The 14,647-nt window shown below is 68.2% G+C and carries 11 protein-coding genes; 9 read left to right on the forward strand and 2 right to left on the reverse strand.

The window, feature by feature from the left end:
- Position 1 precedes the first annotated feature (1 nt).
- From ACQP2T_RS50910 to ACQP2T_RS50945, 8 genes are all read left to right on the forward strand, one after another.
- Positions 2 to 844, forward strand: a complete 843-nt coding sequence (locus ACQP2T_RS50910; RefSeq protein ID WP_433512010.1) for a carbohydrate ABC transporter permease — start codon at positions 2 to 4, stop codon at positions 842 to 844.
- Positions 845 to 855: 11 nt separating this feature from the next.
- The gene (locus ACQP2T_RS50915) at positions 856 to 1,119 is read left to right on the forward strand and encodes a DUF2160 family membrane protein (RefSeq protein ID WP_358316370.1); all 264 of its coding nucleotides are present in this window, start codon (positions 856 to 858) and stop codon (positions 1,117 to 1,119) included.
- Positions 1,120 to 1,138: 19 nt separating this feature from the next.
- Entirely contained in the window at positions 1,139 to 2,902 is a 1,764-nt protein-coding gene (locus ACQP2T_RS50920; protein ID WP_433512011.1) for an ABC transporter substrate-binding protein, read from the forward strand.
- 90 nt (positions 2,903 to 2,992) lie between these two features.
- Positions 2,993 to 5,191, forward strand: a complete 2,199-nt coding sequence (gene recD2 / locus ACQP2T_RS50925) for an SF1B family DNA helicase RecD2 (RefSeq protein WP_433512012.1) — start codon at positions 2,993 to 2,995, stop codon at positions 5,189 to 5,191.
- Between the two features lie 87 nt (positions 5,192 to 5,278).
- Complete coding sequence (locus ACQP2T_RS50930) at positions 5,279 to 6,502, forward strand: acyl-CoA dehydrogenase family protein (protein WP_433512013.1); 1,224 nt, start codon at positions 5,279 to 5,281, stop codon at positions 6,500 to 6,502.
- A 436-nt stretch (positions 6,503 to 6,938) separates the two neighbouring features.
- On the forward strand, positions 6,939 to 7,763 hold the full coding sequence (locus ACQP2T_RS50935) for a NucA/NucB deoxyribonuclease domain-containing protein (protein WP_433512014.1): 825 nt from the start codon (positions 6,939 to 6,941) through the stop codon (positions 7,761 to 7,763).
- A 116-nt stretch (positions 7,764 to 7,879) separates the two neighbouring features.
- Positions 7,880 to 8,929, forward strand: a complete 1,050-nt coding sequence (locus ACQP2T_RS50940) for a DUF6461 domain-containing protein (protein ID WP_433512015.1) — start codon at positions 7,880 to 7,882, stop codon at positions 8,927 to 8,929.
- Between the two features lie 168 nt (positions 8,930 to 9,097).
- A complete protein-coding gene (locus ACQP2T_RS50945; RefSeq protein WP_433512016.1) occupies positions 9,098 to 9,604 on the forward strand; it encodes an acyl-CoA dehydrogenase family protein in 507 nt (168 codons plus the stop codon).
- A gap of 125 nt (positions 9,605 to 9,729) precedes the next feature.
- Here the strand turns inward: ACQP2T_RS50945 and ACQP2T_RS50950 are convergent, their stop codons facing one another.
- Together ACQP2T_RS50950 and ACQP2T_RS50955 are read right to left on the reverse strand one after the other, a co-directional pair.
- The gene (locus ACQP2T_RS50950; protein ID WP_433512017.1) at positions 9,730 to 10,605 is read right to left on the reverse strand and encodes a hypothetical protein; all 876 of its coding nucleotides are present in this window, start codon (positions 10,603 to 10,605) and stop codon (positions 9,730 to 9,732) included.
- Positions 10,602 to 11,180 (reverse strand): RNA polymerase sigma factor, encoded by a 579-nt coding sequence (locus ACQP2T_RS50955; RefSeq protein WP_433512018.1) that lies wholly within the window; start codon positions 11,178 to 11,180, stop codon positions 10,602 to 10,604. Before ACQP2T_RS50955 ends, ACQP2T_RS50950 begins: the two co-directional genes overlap by 4 nt.
- A gap of 185 nt (positions 11,181 to 11,365) precedes the next feature.
- Here ACQP2T_RS50955 and ACQP2T_RS50960 point away from each other — a divergent pair, with 185 nt between their 5' ends.
- Positions 11,366 to 14,557 carry a S8 family serine peptidase gene (locus ACQP2T_RS50960; RefSeq protein WP_433512019.1) on the forward strand — a complete coding sequence of 1,064 codons (3,192 nt, stop codon included), beginning with the start codon at positions 11,366 to 11,368 and terminating at the stop codon, positions 14,555 to 14,557.
- Positions 14,558 to 14,647 lie beyond the last annotated feature (90 nt).

A 14,647-nucleotide genomic window follows, 5' to 3' on the forward strand; every position in this document is an offset into this window, starting at 1 on the left:
GATGGCCGAGGAGCAGGTCGCCGTGGCGCGGCGGGCCAGACGGCAGCTGCCATGGGCGCGGGCGGTGTTCTGGTTGTACGCCGCCACCCTGATGCTGCCGCTGCTGTGGATGTTCGGCATGTCCATCCGCCCGAACGAGGACATTCTCGGCAGTTTCTCGCTCATTCCGCAGCGGACCACGCTCGACAACTACCGGACCTTCTTCACCGACCCGGTCTGGTATTCGAGCTATCTGAACTCCATCATCTACACGTCGCTGAACGCGGTGATGTCGCTCATCGTGGCGCTGCCGGCCGCCTATGCCTTCTCCCGGTTCAGGTTCGCCGGGGACAAGCATCTGTTCTTCTGGTTGCTGACGAATCGCATGGCGCCGCCGGCCGTGTTCCTGCTGCCCTTTTTCCAGATTTATCAGAGCGTGGGGTTGTTCGATACGCACCTGGGCGTGGCCATCGCGCACATGCTGTTCAACGTCCCGCTCGCCGTCTGGATCCTCGAAGGATTCATGTCCGGGATACCGCGCGAGATAGACGAGACGGCGGCGATCGACGGCTATTCCCTGCCGCGCTTCTTCCTGCGTATCTTCCTGCCGATGATCCGCTCTGCGGTGGGCGTCACCGCCTTCTTCTGCTTCATGTTCAGCTGGGTCGAACTGCTCATCGCCAGGACCATCACCTCGGTCAACGCCAAGCCGATCGCCGCCACGATGACGCGGACGGTGAGCGCGGCCGGAGTGGACTGGGGCCTCCTGGCCACGGCGGGCGTGCTGACCATCATCCCCGGAGCCATCGTCATCTGGTTCGTGCGCAACTACGTGGCTAAGGGCTTCGCTCTTGGAAGGGTCTGACGATGCAGTGGATGGTGTGGACCCTCCCCACGGCCCTGGTCTTCATCGGCCTGGCGCTGCTGCTGTGCGGCATGGCGATCTGGGGCCACTTCTCGCCTCCGGTGGCCCGGCGCGGCTTCCTGCGCATCGAGACCGACCGTGGCGACCGCTTGTACATCGGCCTGATCAGCGCGGCCGTCGTACTCGCCGGCTGGATCGCCGTCACCGACCTGTCCATGTGGCTGGCTCTGGCGTGCGCGCTCCTGGTGACCATCGTGATCGGGATTTGGGGCTGACCGAAGGAGGCATGAGGCGATGAGACGTCCAAGAGGCAGAACCACGGCCGCCGGCCTGGTTGTGCTCGTCCTACTGGGGGCCGGGTGCTCGGCGGGCGAGCAGAAACCCAAGAGCGACTTCACCGAGGCCCAGGGGAAGGCGGCGGCGCAGAAGTGGGTGTCGAGCGAGTTCACGCCGAGCACCCTGTCCAAGGATCAGCAGCTCGCGGAGATGGACTGGTTCACCAAGGCCGCCGCGCCGTACCGCGGCATGGAGATCAACGTCGTCTCCGAGACGATCACCACCCACGAGTACGAGTCGCAGAAGCTCGCCAAGGCGTTCACCGAGATCACCGGGATCAAGATCAAGCATGACCTGATCCAGGAAGGTGACGTGATCGAGAAGCTGCAGACGCAGATCCAGGGCAACCAGAACATCTACGACGCCTACGTCAACGACTCCGACCTCATCGGCACCCACTCCCGCGGCAACTACGTCTTCCCGCTGTCCGACTACATGGCGGGTGAGGGCAAGGCGGTCACCTCGCCCACGCTCGACCTGAACGACTTCATCGGCACCAGCTTCACCACCGGACCGGACAAGAAGCTGTACCAGCTCCCCGACCAGCAGTTCGCCAACCTCTACTGGTTCCGCTACGACTGGTTCACCAACCCGGCGATCAAGAAGCAGTTCAAGGAAGCCTACGGCTACGACCTGGGCGTGCCCGTCAACTGGGCGGCCTACGAGGACATCGCCGACTTCTTCACCAACAAGGTCAACGGCAACGGGACCATCGACGGCAAGAAGGTCTACGGCCACATGGACTACGGCCGCAAGGACCCCTCGCTCGGCTGGCGCTTCACCGACGCGTGGCTGTCCATGGCCGGCAACGGCGACCCGGGCATCCCGAACGGCCTGCCGGTGGACGAGTGGGGCATCAGGGTGGAGAACTGCCGCCCGGTCGGCTCCTCGATGACCCGTGGCGGCGACACCAACGGGCCCGCCTCGGTGTACGCGCTGACCAAGTACGTCGACTGGCTGAAGAAGTACGCGCCGAAGGAAGCGGCCGGTATGAACTTCAGCGAGGCCGGACCGGTCCCGGCGCAGGGCAACATCGCCCAGCAGGTCTTCTGGTACACCACGTTCACCGCCGACATGACCAAGCCGGGCCTCCCGGTCGTCAACGCCGACGGGACGCCGAAGTGGCGCATCGCGCCCAGCCCGCACGGCGTCTACTGGAAGGAAGGCAACAAGCTGGGCTACCAGGACGCCGGCTCCTGGACCCTGCTCAAGAACACGCCCAAGGAGCGCAGGGCGGCGGCCTGGCTGTACGCCCAGTTCGTCACCTCGAAGACGGTCTCGCTGAAGAAGTCGATCACCGGCCTGACCTTCATCCGCGACTCCGACATCAAGAGCGACTACTTCAAGGACAACTCCGCGAAGTACGGCGGCCTGATCGAGTTCTACAACTCCCCCGCCCGCAAGCAGTGGACGCCGACCGGGACCAACGTCCCCGACTACCCGAAGCTCGCCCAGCTCTGGTGGCAGAACGTCGCCACCGCCGTCACCGGTGAGACCACCGCCCAGCAGTCGATGGACAACCTGGCCAAGCAGCAGGACGACATCATGTCGCGGCTGGAGCGGCGCGGCGGCAACTGCGCGCCCAAGCTGAACCCGGAGCGCGACGCCCAGTACTGGCTGGACCAGCCCGGCGCCCCCGTGCCGAAGCTGGCCGACGAGCGCGGCAAGCCGGCGACGCTGGACTACGACAAGCTCATCGCCACGTGGAAGTCCGGAGGCTGATCAGTCGCGACGGGACCGGCGGGTAATCTGTCGGTCCCCTCACTTAGTGTGCCTACGCGGCCAGTAAGCGCGAATGATTGGATCAGAGCCGTGGAGGCCTCCGTCGAGCAGCTCGTGTACGTCCGTGAGGACGAATACACCGTTGCCCGCATGACAGATGCCCGCATGACAGATGCCCGAACGACAGATGCCAGACCGGACGATGCGCGTACGAGCGCCGACAGCGGGCTCAGCTTCGTCGCGGCGGGGCGCGCGCTGGCCGGCGTCCAGCCGGGCGAGACGCTCGCGCTCACCGGCGAATGGGGCGAGCACCCCCGCCACGGCAGGCGCTTCACGGTCACGGCGTGCGAGCGGATCGTGCCGTCCACCACCCGGGCCATCCAGCTCTACCTGGGCTCCGGCCTGATCCGCGGCATCGGCCCGCGGCTCGCCCAGGCCATCGTCGGCCACTTCGGCGAGGCGACGCTGACCGTCATCGACACCGAGCCCGAGCGGCTCACGGAGGTCGTCAACATCGGCCCGGCGCGGCAGGGCCAGATCCTGGAGGCGTGGCGGGAACAGAAGGAGATCGCCGCGCTGATGGTGGTCCTCCAGGGCTTCGGGGTCAGCCCGCTGCTCGCGGCCAAGATCTTCCAGGTCTTCGGCCGCGACTCGGCCGAGCTCGTCACCTCCGACCCCTACCAGCTCATCGGCCGGGTGCGGGGCATCGCGTTCGGCACGGCCGACAAGATCGCCCTCCAGTCGGGGGTGCCCGAGCACAGCCCGCAGCGGATCAAGGCGGCGCTGCTCGACCGGCTGGAGACGGCCGCTGCCAGGGGCGGCCACTGCTACCTGTCGCTCACCGCCCTGCTCACCCAGACCGCCGAGCTCGTCGAGCAGGATCAGGACGTGGTACGGCCGATGATCGACGCCCTCACCGCCGAGCGGCGGGTGGTCGTCGAGACGGGGGTCGGTGTCGGGCCTGCCGGTGCCTCGGACCAGATCGTGGTCTACGGCAAGGAGCTGCACAGCCGCGAGCTCAAGCTGGCCGAGCACCTGGGCAGGCTCTGGCAGGCCCGCTCGACGCTGCCCCTGCGCTCCTTCCAGGAGGACCCCTCGCTGCACGATGACCAGCGGGCGGCCGTCAACATGGCGCTGACCAGCACCGTCTCGATCCTCACCGGCGGTCCGGGCTGCGGCAAGAGCCACACGGTGCGGGTCATCGCGGCCACCGCGCGGGCGATGGGCGGCCGGGTGACACTCGCCGCGCCCACCGGGAAGGCGGCCAAGCGCCTGTCGGAGCTCACCGGGCTGCCGGCCATGACCATCCACCGGATGCTGGCCCACGAGCCCGACCCCGACGCGCTGTTCGACCAGACGCCCGCGCAGGCCGACCTGATCGTGGTCGACGAGGCGTCCATGCTGGACCTGCACCTGGCCACCCGGCTCACCTCGGCCATCCCGTCGGGCAGCCACCTGCTGCTCGTCGGCGACAGCGACCAGCTGCCCAGCATCGGGCCCGGCAGCGTGCTGGCCGACCTGCTGCGGGTCGAGGAGATCCCGCGCGTACGACTCACGCATGTCTTCCGCCAGGCCGACGGCAGCGGCATCATCCACAACGCCCACCGCATCCGGGCCGGGCAGCTGCCCGGGATCCCGGGCGGTGGCGGCTTCTGGTTCGAGGAGCTCGACGACCCCGAGGCCGTCGCCGAGCGGGTCGTCCACCTGGCGACGGTGGCGATCCCCCGCAAGCAGGGCGTCGAGCCGGGCCAGGTGCAGGTGCTGTGCCCGATGCGCAAGGGCGCGGCGGGCACAGCCGAGCTCGGCCGCCGGCTCCAGGAGCGGCTCAACCCGGCCGTCGAAGGACGGGCCGAGCACTGGTCGGGCGCCTCGGCCTTCCGGGTCGGCGACCGGGTCATGCCGATCCGCAACAACTACGACAAGGGCGTCTTCAACGGCGAGACGGGCACGATCACCGGCATCGTCCAGGAGCAGCGGCTCGTGGAGATCGCCATCGACGACGGCGAGACGGTGACCTACGGCTTCGACGAGCTCGACGACCTGACCCACGCCTACGCGATCAGCGTGCACCGCTCGCAGGGCAGCGAATACCCGTTCGTGGTCGCGCCGCTCGTCGCCGAGTCCGGCGGCATCATGCTGCGCCGCCGGCTCCTCTACACCCTGGTCACGCGGGCCCGGTCGTGGGTGGTGCTGGTCGGCGAGCGCAAGGCCCTGGAGCTGGCGGTCGCCCGGCTCGGCGACCGCCGCAACACCGGCCTCACCCGCCGTCTGACCCACCTGCTGGCCTGACACCACCCGGCGTCCGGCCCATCCGCTGACCGGACACCACCCGGCGTCCGGCCCCTCTAGTGGCCGGACATCCCCCGAAGGAGCACCATGGCCATCGACTTCACCCTCGCTCCCGAGCACGAGAAGATCCGCGACCGGGTCAGGGCCTTCATCCAGGGCACGGTCATCCCGGCCGTCGAGGAGGTGCCGGAGAGCGACCGCGACGCCTATCTCCGGACGATCTTCCGGCTGCGCGAGAAGGCCAAGGCCGAAGGGCTGTGGCTGCCGCACATGCCGAAGGAGTGGGGCGGCATGGGGCTGGGCCACGTCGAGCTGGCCATGGTGCAGTCGGAGGCGGCCAAGACCCGGCTCGGGCCGTGGGTGCTCAACTGCATGGCGCCCGACGAGGGCAACATGCACACGCTGCTGCACTGGGCGAGTGACGCGCAGAAGGAGAAATACCTGCGCCCCCTGCTTGAGGGGAGCAAGATGTCGTGCTTCGCGATGACCGAGCCGGAGGTCGCCGGCTCCGACCCCACGCTCATCCGCACGAGCGCGGTCAAGGACGGCGACGAGTGGGTGATCAACGGCCACAAGTGGTTCATCTCCAATGCCCGCCGGGCGGGCTTCGCCATCCTCATCGCCAGGACCGAACTCGACCTGCCCGAAGGGGCGCGCGGCGCCAACACGGCCTTCCTCGTCGACCTGCCCTCGCCGGGCTGGAACGACATCCGCGAGGTCGAGACCATGCACGGCTCGACGGGCCACAGCGAGATCGTCATCACCGACCTGCGGGTGCCCGACGACCAGGTGCTCGGCGGGCGGGGCAACGGCCACCGGCTCGGCCAATACCGCCTGGGCCCGGCGCGGCTGGCCCACTGCATGCGCTGGATCTCGCAGGCGGAGACGGCGCTCGACATGATGGTCGACCGCGCGCTCAGCAGATACAGCCACGGCTCGGTGCTCGCCGACAAGCAGGGGGTGCAGTGGCTCATCGCCGACTCGGCCATGGAGCTCTATCAGTGCAAGCTGATGGTGCTGCACGCCGCCTACAAAATCGACAAGGGCGAGGACTTCCGTACAGAGGTGTCGATGACCAAGCACTTCGTGGCCAACAGCCTCAACCGCATCATCGACCGGGCGATCCAGGTACACGGCGCGCTCGGCTACTCCACTGACACCCCGCTGGCCAGCATGTTCCAGCACGCCCGCTGGGCCCGGTTCGCCGACGGGGCCGACGAGATCCACCAGATGCGCATCGCCGAACGGACCATCGCCGCCTACCGCGACTCAGGCTCCACCGCCGCGGCCACCGGCGGCCTCCCCCTGTGACGCGCTGTCAGGGGTTGAGGGCTCTTGGGGCTCTTGGCGAGATGAGAGTCGCCCGCCTTTCGCCAGGCGACACGGTGGGCGGCAACCAGATTGCCAGAAGAAGATCGCCGAGCGGTATGGACCACTCAACGCGGGCGTGTACGCAAATACCTATAACCTGTGCACAGTCTTTTGGATAGATGGCCCCATCTATCAGGACAGGGCGCACACGAAATGGCTGGGACAGTGGAAAGCACGTTTAACGATGGTCGCCCACAGCTACGTAGGGTCGACCAGGTACAATATGGCTGCTCGAGGGATGCCGGGTCTCACTAGCAGGCAGTTTAGGGTCTGGGCGCGTGTTGACACCGTTACCTGTTCGGCCTCGCCCGACTACTGTAATCCAAGGCTTAAAATCGGGTTGCAGAACAACACCGGACGTCTTAGCACCTGTACGGTGACCAACCCGAATGGCATCGAAAAGACCCTGTACCAGTGGCGAGATGGCGGCGACACCGGATTCCAACTCACTAGCCAAGAACCGAGTGGTGTGGGTGGACCTTCGAAGAAGGCATGGTGTGGTGTAGGGCCGTGGGTCCAGTCGCCCGACGTCGACGAGAAGGACCAATTCCACTATCCGCTCGAAGTGCCGTATCGAGTGCGGTGCGGCAGTTCGACCTACTATAAGTACTACACTGGCGGATGCGTCATGTGGGACCCTATAGCGGTGTTCGTGCTCGACGGCGCGAAAGACAAGAAGGTGGTCGAGACGGCGCGGCACGTCCGCAAGGCCCTGGATACCCCACAGGCAACAGACCCGGCCGCACCAGCCGGCGAGACAAAGTCCATCCCTGGGCGCTACAACCGGAACGATCCCACGTGCGACCGAGGCGCGTACGCATCGGGGTGCCTGTGGCGTACCACAGACAATTCCTTAAATGAAACGAACCGCGCCGAGGCTCAAAAGGCATGCCGTAAGGTGAATGGCGGCGACTGGCGTAAGCCGACCAGTTGTGACGAGTATCCGATGGCCAGTACCTACCAGGGCGTCAGCAGGGCTGGCATCAATTACTCCGTCAGTCTGCACGACTACGATGACAACTGCAGGGCAGGCAGGCGCCTGAAGAACTTCTACGTATACAACCGGCTCCTCGACATGGACCCGTACTGGGTATGGGCCACGCTTCCCGGCGAGACCTTCGCTGGTCTAGAGGATATTCCTCCGCCAACCGAGGAGGGACCGGCCTCGTGCGCAGTGGATGAGATAAACCCAACGTTGTAGCTAGGGCAATGGGAGGCCCGCGAGGCTGATCACGTTCCGGGCATGGCCGGGTCACTGAGCCTCGCGGGCCTTCTCAGACATATGCGGGAGATGATGAAGTGGTCAACGATTCGGTCATGGCTGCGGATGACGTATGGGAATTGCTGGACGAGGCCATCTGCGTTACGTGGGTTCGCGGCGCCGAACTCGAGGACGTCGTTCGGGCCTTCAACGGCGAGCCCACCGACGCAGCCCAAGGCCAGGTCACCAGTGTCGCTAGCCAACTGGCGCTCCAATTGGCCGGGGAGCCTGAACCGGTGGTCCTGCTGCGCAGGCAAGGAGAATGGATCATCGTGCTGGAACCGGACAGTGCCATCGGCGCGCGCGATGACGTCCTGCTCGACGCCTGCGGCTCCGGTGAGGGGCTCAACCTGACCTGGTGCGCCGGCACGGACGCGAGCCTCTCCTACGCCACCGGTGCGGCGATCACCGTGACCTTCGACCCCGCCGACATGCGTGACGACCAGGAGGACCTCGACGACGCCCGGCAATGGAGCAGGTCTCTGGGGATCGATGACGGGGACTGGCGCGCTTCGTGGAAGGCCGCGGCCTTCACCCTCGCCCAGGCGGTCACCGGCATCGAGACCGACGACACCTGGACAGACTCGGTGTGGACGCCCATCCAGATACGCCCGTCCCGTCCTGCGCGTCAAGGCGCCGTCGGACTGCCGTACGCGGACATGCGGGAACTCCTCAGCCGGGCACCGCAGATCCGCGACATCGTCGACCACCCCGGACCAGAGCAGATGCCCAGGATGCTGCGGATGTTCATCACCATCGGCCTGTCCACCGCCGACGTGCGGACTCCTCTCACTGAGGCGGCCTTGGCCGCCATCGACGCCCGGCCACCAGAAGCAGAGGTCGAGCTCCTTGTGCACGGGCTGCGGGCCCTGTCCGAGGAGTACGGCCGCCAGATTGGCATAGCTGGTACGCAGACACAGGTAGATGACCTGCACCGCAAGCGCAACGCGCTGTCGGCAGCCACTGTTGCGCTGGGCCCCGACCCCCTGGATGTCTTCCCCCAAGTGGCCAGTCTCACCTGGAGCCTCGGGCTACGCCGGGACAACGACGATTATCTGAGTCTTGAGGTATTGAACATCTGCTACAGGCACATCGTCTCTACCTGAACCTGCGCCTGGGCATGCTCCGGCGGACGGCTGAGCGGACCTCCTCGCCGGCCGAGTTGCCACCCGATCTCGGGAATGCGTTGAGTGTGATCGCGTAATCGTTCAGCGTTTGCCCGAGAAGCCATCGGCGCCGTCGCTCACATGAATCCGACCCATCAGGCGGTTACCGTGCTGACAGGCTCTGTGGATCGGCACGGTCTGGGCCCGGCGCGGCTGGCCCACTGCATGCGCTGGATCTCGCAGGCGGAGACGGCGCTCGACATGATGGTCGACCGCGCGCTCAACAGATACAGCCACGGCTCGGTGCTCGCCGACAAGCAGGGCGTGCAGTGGCTCATCGCCGACTCGGCCATGGAGCTCTATCAGTGCAAGCTGATGGTGCTGCACGCCGCCTACAAAATCGACAAGGGCGAGGACTTCCGTACAGAGGTGTCGATGACCAAGCACTTCGTGGCCAACAGCCTCAACCGCATCATCGACCGGGCGATCCAGGTACACGGCGCGCTCGGCTACTCCACCGACACCCCGCTGGCCAGCATGTTCCAGCACGCCCGCTGGGCCCGGTTCGCCGACGGGGCCGACGAGATCCACCAGATGCGCATCGCCGAACGGACCATCGCCGCCTACCGCGACTCAGGCTCCACCGCCGCGGCCACCGGCGGCCTCCCCCTGTAGCCCGCCATCAGGGGCAGCCGGCGCGAAACCGCCACATCGCCTCGGGCGATGGGGAGAGGGCAGCTGCCCGGCGCCCGTGCGGGCGGCAGCCCTCGTACCCCCGGTTCGGGCGGCGGCTCGCGGGCCTACGAGGTCGGGCAGTTCTCGCCCCGGCGGCCTCCTGGCTCCTGCGGCTCGGACCCCTCATACACGTTCAGGGTCGCCTTGCCCGGCTCTGTCATGGAGCCGTTCTCCACCAGCCACGAGTCCGGCACCGACTGCTTCGTTCCGCCGGTTATGGGGTCCATGTCGTCGAAGCTCTGGATGGTCACGCCGCGCTCCTGCAGCATGCCGCGCACCTCGGCCACGGTCCGTCCGATGTAGGGCAGGCAGTGCAGCGGCTCGCCCAGGCCGTCGATCGTGGTGCCGTTCTCGAACGGCTCGCCGGGCCGTGCCTCGCGCCCGAGCGTGATTTCGGCGGGTCCCTGGAAGTTCTCCGGGATCTTCACCCCGATGGGGCAGCCGCCCATCTTGTCGCAGGTCCCCGGCTGATCGATGGTCTTGATCTCGTCGAGGTACCGGTGATCGGTGGGCGAGGTGGGGAAGATGGAGCCCACCCACGACGGCGTCGAGGGGATGACCCTGAGGGTCACGTTCAGCCCGGCGTCACGGAGCTGCGCCTCGTACGTGCCGGCGTCGGCGTACAGGTCCTTGATCTCGATGACGTAGTAGCCGTCCTCCTTCTTGATGTCCAGCGCCGCGGCCGTCCCGGGTCCGAGGCCGAGCCCGGTAGGCAAGAGCCAGCTCAGAGCAAGGAACGCGGCGGCCAGCAGGGCCACGCCCGGCACCGCGGCGCGCAGGACCAGCGGCCGGCGCGCGCGCCGCCCTGCCGGTGCGACGGCCCTGGCTGTGGCGGGCTCGGCGGCCATGATGTCGCGCATGAGCTCGTGGGCCGCCTCGGTCATGCCGGGCCCGGCGCCAGGAGATAGGTGGGCGACCACGCGGTCCACGCCGTTCTTCATGATTTTCCCTCCGCGAGTGCGACGGCGCGCAGGCCGTAGGTGGTCAGATCGAGGTCGGCGGCCGCCAGTTCCTTGGCCAGCCGCTGGCGGGCGCGGTGCAGGCGCAGCCGCGCCGCTCCGCGCGAGCAGCCGAGCACCCTGGCGATCTCGGCGCTGCTCAGCCCTTCCCAGCCGACCAGGGCGAGCAGTTCCCGGTCGTCGGGCGACAGGCGCATGAACACCTGGCGGGTGGCCCCGCCGTACCGCTCGGCCACCGGCCTGGACCAGGTGGACAGCTCCTCGCGCAACCGTGCGGCCAGCGCCGATCGGCGCTCCTCGGCGCGGAAGTGATTGGCGAGGACCCGCCGGGCGACGGCGTACAGCCACAGCCGGGCCTCGCCACCCGCGGGAATGTCGTCCAGCCGGCGCCAGGCGGTCGTGAACGTCTCGGCGATCACGTCGGCGATGTCGTCCGTGGACTCGGTACGTCGCGCCACATAGGCGGCGATGGCGGGATAGTGCGCCAGGTAGAGCTGCTCGAAGCGTTGCTCCGGCGCCGGGGGCCCGCTGTCGCCTTCTCTCCGTTGTTTGGACACACCTCAACAGATGTCCGGCTCAACGGCTCTGTTTCACAACAAAGCCTATTTTCCCGAAAAGCCCACCTTTCACCGGAGACTCGGTAACACCCTGCCGTATCCGGACATTTGCCCATGCGTTGCCGCTGAACGCACCCGAGCGTCGTCGGCGGCGATCGGTCATGCAGCCGATGGAGAGGAAACGCATGAGGTTAGGCAAGGGCCTGCTGGCCGCCATCCTGGCAGTAACGGCCGGCGTCACGACCGCCCCGGCACCCGCCGCCGCGACGCCGGCCCCGACCCCGGGAGTCGCGAGGCAAGAAGGCTCGACGAACCGGCCGACCGGCACGGTGACGCTGATCACCGGCGACCGCGTCGTCGTCACCGCCGCCGGGCATCGGGTGGAGCCCGGAGCGGGCAGGCAGGTGCACTACAGCAGCCAGTACCGCGACGGCCATCTGTACGTCTACCCGTCCGACGCACAGCCGCTGGTGGCCAAGGGCGTTCTGGACGAGCGGCTGTTCGACGTCACGCAGCTCCTGGCCTGGGGGTACGGTGACGCGAAGCGGAGCGACATCCCGCTGATCACGCAGTCGGCCAAGGGAGATGCGCCCGCGCTCCGGAACGCCCGCCAGGACCGGCGGCTGTCCTCCCTCGGCATGTCCCCCGTGGAGGTGCCCAAGAAGAGCGCCGCCGAGACATGGAAGGGCATAACGGACGGCGTCCAGACCCTGACCGCCGACCGGACGAAGATCTGGCTGGACGGCCACCGCTCCTTCACCCTCGACCGGAGCGTCAAGCAGATCGGCGCCACCGAGGCGTGGAAGCAGGGCTTCACCGGCGAGGGCGTCACGGTCGCCGTGCTCGACAGCGGCTACGACCCCACACATCCCGACCTGAAGAACGTCGTCACGCAGGCACGCGACTTCACCGGTCACGACGACATCCGCGACAGGAACGGACACGGCACGCACGTCGCGTCGATCGTCGCGGGAGCGGGAGAGAAACAGCGCGGCGTGGCGCCCGGCGCGAAACTCGCCATCGGCAAGATCGGCGACCTGGTGATGCAGGAGTCCGACATCGTCGCCGGCATGGAGTGGGCCGCGGCCGAGGTCAAGGCCAAGGTCATCAACATGAGCATCGGCGGCCCGGACACGATCGACGTGGACCCGGTCGAGCAGGCGGTCAACACCCTGTCGGAGCGTACCGGCGCGCTCTTTGTCGTGGCTGCGGGCAACGACGCCAAGCCCGGCACGGTCTTGAGCCCGGGCAGCGCCGACGCGGCCCTCACGGTCGGCGCCGTCGGCCGGGACGACAAGGTGGCCGACTTCTCCAGCAAGGGCCCCCGGCTCAACGACCACGCCATCAAGCCGGACCTCACCGCCCCCGGCGTCGCCATCAAGGCCGCCAACGCCAACGGCGGTGCCGACGCCCCGTACGTCGCCAAGAGCGGCACCTCGATGGCCTCGCCCCACGTGGCGGGAGCCGCCGCGATCCTCGCCCAGCGCCATCCCGACTGGAGCGGACAGCGTCTCAAGGCGGCCCTCATCGGCAGCGCCGCCCCCAACGGGAACGCCAAAATCTATGAGGAAGGCGCCGGACGCGTGGACGTGGCCCGCGCGGTCTCCCAGCAGGTGGCCGCGACGACCGGCAACGTCTGGGCCGCCTTTCCCTGGGACGGCACCGGCGAGCGCGTGGCGACCAAGACGCTCACGTACGCCAACTCCGGCGACACCCCGCTCACCCTGGACCTCGCCGCGGACGGCGAGGCGCTGGAGCTGGGGTCCAAGCGGCTGGAGGTGCCCGCCAAGGGCGAGGCGTCGGTCGAGCTGACGATCCGCGCGGAGGGCAAGGCGCCCGGGGATTATCCCGGCGTCGTCACCGCCAGGTCGGGCGACACCGTCGTACGCACGCTCGCGGGCGCGTTCGTGGAGCCCGAGAGCTACACCCTGACCGTCAAGACCATTGAGAGGGACGGCCAGACACCCCGCGCCGCCATGGGTTATCTCTACCAGCTCGAGACCGATACCCAGAAGACGCTCTCGTTCGACGACCAAGGCGTCGCAAGAGTACGGGTGCCCAAGGGCGAGTGGAACCTCTACGTCAACGTCTACAACTCCGACCAATCCACGACCGCGCATCGGCCCGTGACCATCGACGGCGCGGACCAGGAAGTGACGGTGGACGCGCGCCAGGGGAAGGAGATCACGTTCACGGTGGACGAGCCGACCGCCGTCCAGGACGGCAGTGAGGAGATCACCCTGGCCAACGGCTGGTTCAGCCAAGGCTGGGCCAGCTTCGGTGACGACGTCTATGCTCTGCCGGTGCGCCAGCCCGGCCTGAAGTACCTGGCCGGGAGCACCTGGCACAAGAAGGACGCCGCGCCGAGCCCGTACCGCTACGACCTGGTCGACTACCGCACCGGCGGAATCCCGGACGACCTGTCGTACACGGCGCGCACGCGTGACCTGGTAAAGGTGAGCGCGACGTACCGGGCGCCCGGCGTGCCCGGCACGGCCGAGGTGATAGTGGGGCCGCTACTCCCCGGCGGGTCCTGGGCAGGGGGCGCCTGGCTGTCCGCGAGTCCGGAGGTGAATCTGCCGGCCACCATGACGCACTACCGCACCCCCGGCTTCGCCTGGGAAACCGGCATCACGACGGGCACCCACTGGGTGTCGGGCGTGAGCCAGGTGCTTGGCCGGCGGCCCGTCACCGAGCTGTGGAACGCCGCCGTGACCGGTCCCGCTTTCGGCACGTCCGCGGGCAGCCGCGACGGCGACTGGCTGAGCTTCAACGTCGACGGCGTCCTCGCCGACGGGCGGGCCGGGCTGATGGGCGGCGACTACGACATCACCGGCACCATCGCCCTGGCCCGCGGCGAGGAGAAACTGGCCGAGACCGACCTGGCGACCTGCGAACCCGGATACACGGAAAGCTGCCAACTGGACGTCCGCCTGCCCGCCGAGCCGGCCACCTACACTCTGACCGCGTCGGCGCGGCGGCCGTCGGCGCTGTCCACGAAGGTCGAGTCGGCCTGGACGTTCCGGTCGCAGCGGACTGCCGAGCCCCGGCCGCTGCCCCTGACCGCCGTCCGCTACGCCCCCGGGGGCCTGGACGACCACAACCGCGCCAAGCCCGGGTCCACGACCGTCGTCCCGGTGAGCCTCCACCGCAACCCCGGCGCCTCCGCGCCGCGCGCGACGTCGATCACGCTTGAGGCGTCCTTCGACGACGGGGCGAACTGGCGGCCGGTCCGGCTGGCCCACGCCGGCTCAGGATGGACGGCCCGGATCGCGAACCCGGCCGCCCCCGGGTTCGTCTCACTGCGTGCCAAGGTCACGGACGCGGCGGGTGACCGCGTGACGCAGACCATCACCCGGGCGTACGCCATCGGGTGACGGATCCACACTCCGGCCGCGCGGGCGCAAGCCTCCCGCGCGGTCGGCCACGGCTCGGCGGTGAATGACCGGGGCCTGCCCGAGGCCGGC

It is taken from the genome of Nonomuraea sp. CA-143628 (assembly GCF_050942315.1).
Classification (GTDB): domain Bacteria; phylum Actinomycetota; class Actinomycetes; order Streptosporangiales; family Streptosporangiaceae; genus Nonomuraea.

What these genes read in the sequence shown, in the direction of transcription:
- ACQP2T_RS50950 (WP_433512017.1), bottom strand. Translation starts at nt 10,605, where the DNA reads ATGAAGAACGGCGTGGACCGCGTGGTCGCCCACCTATCTCCTGGCGCC.
- ACQP2T_RS50930 (WP_433512013.1), top strand. Translation starts at nt 5,279, where the DNA reads ATGGCCATCGACTTCACCCTCGCTCCCGAGCACGAGAAGATCCGCGAC.
- ACQP2T_RS50910 (WP_433512010.1), top strand. Translation starts at nt 2, where the DNA reads ATGGCCGAGGAGCAGGTCGCCGTGGCGCGGCGGGCCAGACGGCAGCTG.
- ACQP2T_RS50960 (WP_433512019.1), top strand. Translation starts at nt 11,366, where the DNA reads ATGAGGTTAGGCAAGGGCCTGCTGGCCGCCATCCTGGCAGTAACGGCC.
- ACQP2T_RS50940 (WP_433512015.1), top strand. Translation starts at nt 7,880, where the DNA reads ATGGCTGCGGATGACGTATGGGAATTGCTGGACGAGGCCATCTGCGTT.
- ACQP2T_RS50920 (WP_433512011.1), top strand. Translation starts at nt 1,139, where the DNA reads ATGAGACGTCCAAGAGGCAGAACCACGGCCGCCGGCCTGGTTGTGCTC.
- ACQP2T_RS50915 (WP_358316370.1), top strand. Translation starts at nt 856, where the DNA reads ATGGTGTGGACCCTCCCCACGGCCCTGGTCTTCATCGGCCTGGCGCTG.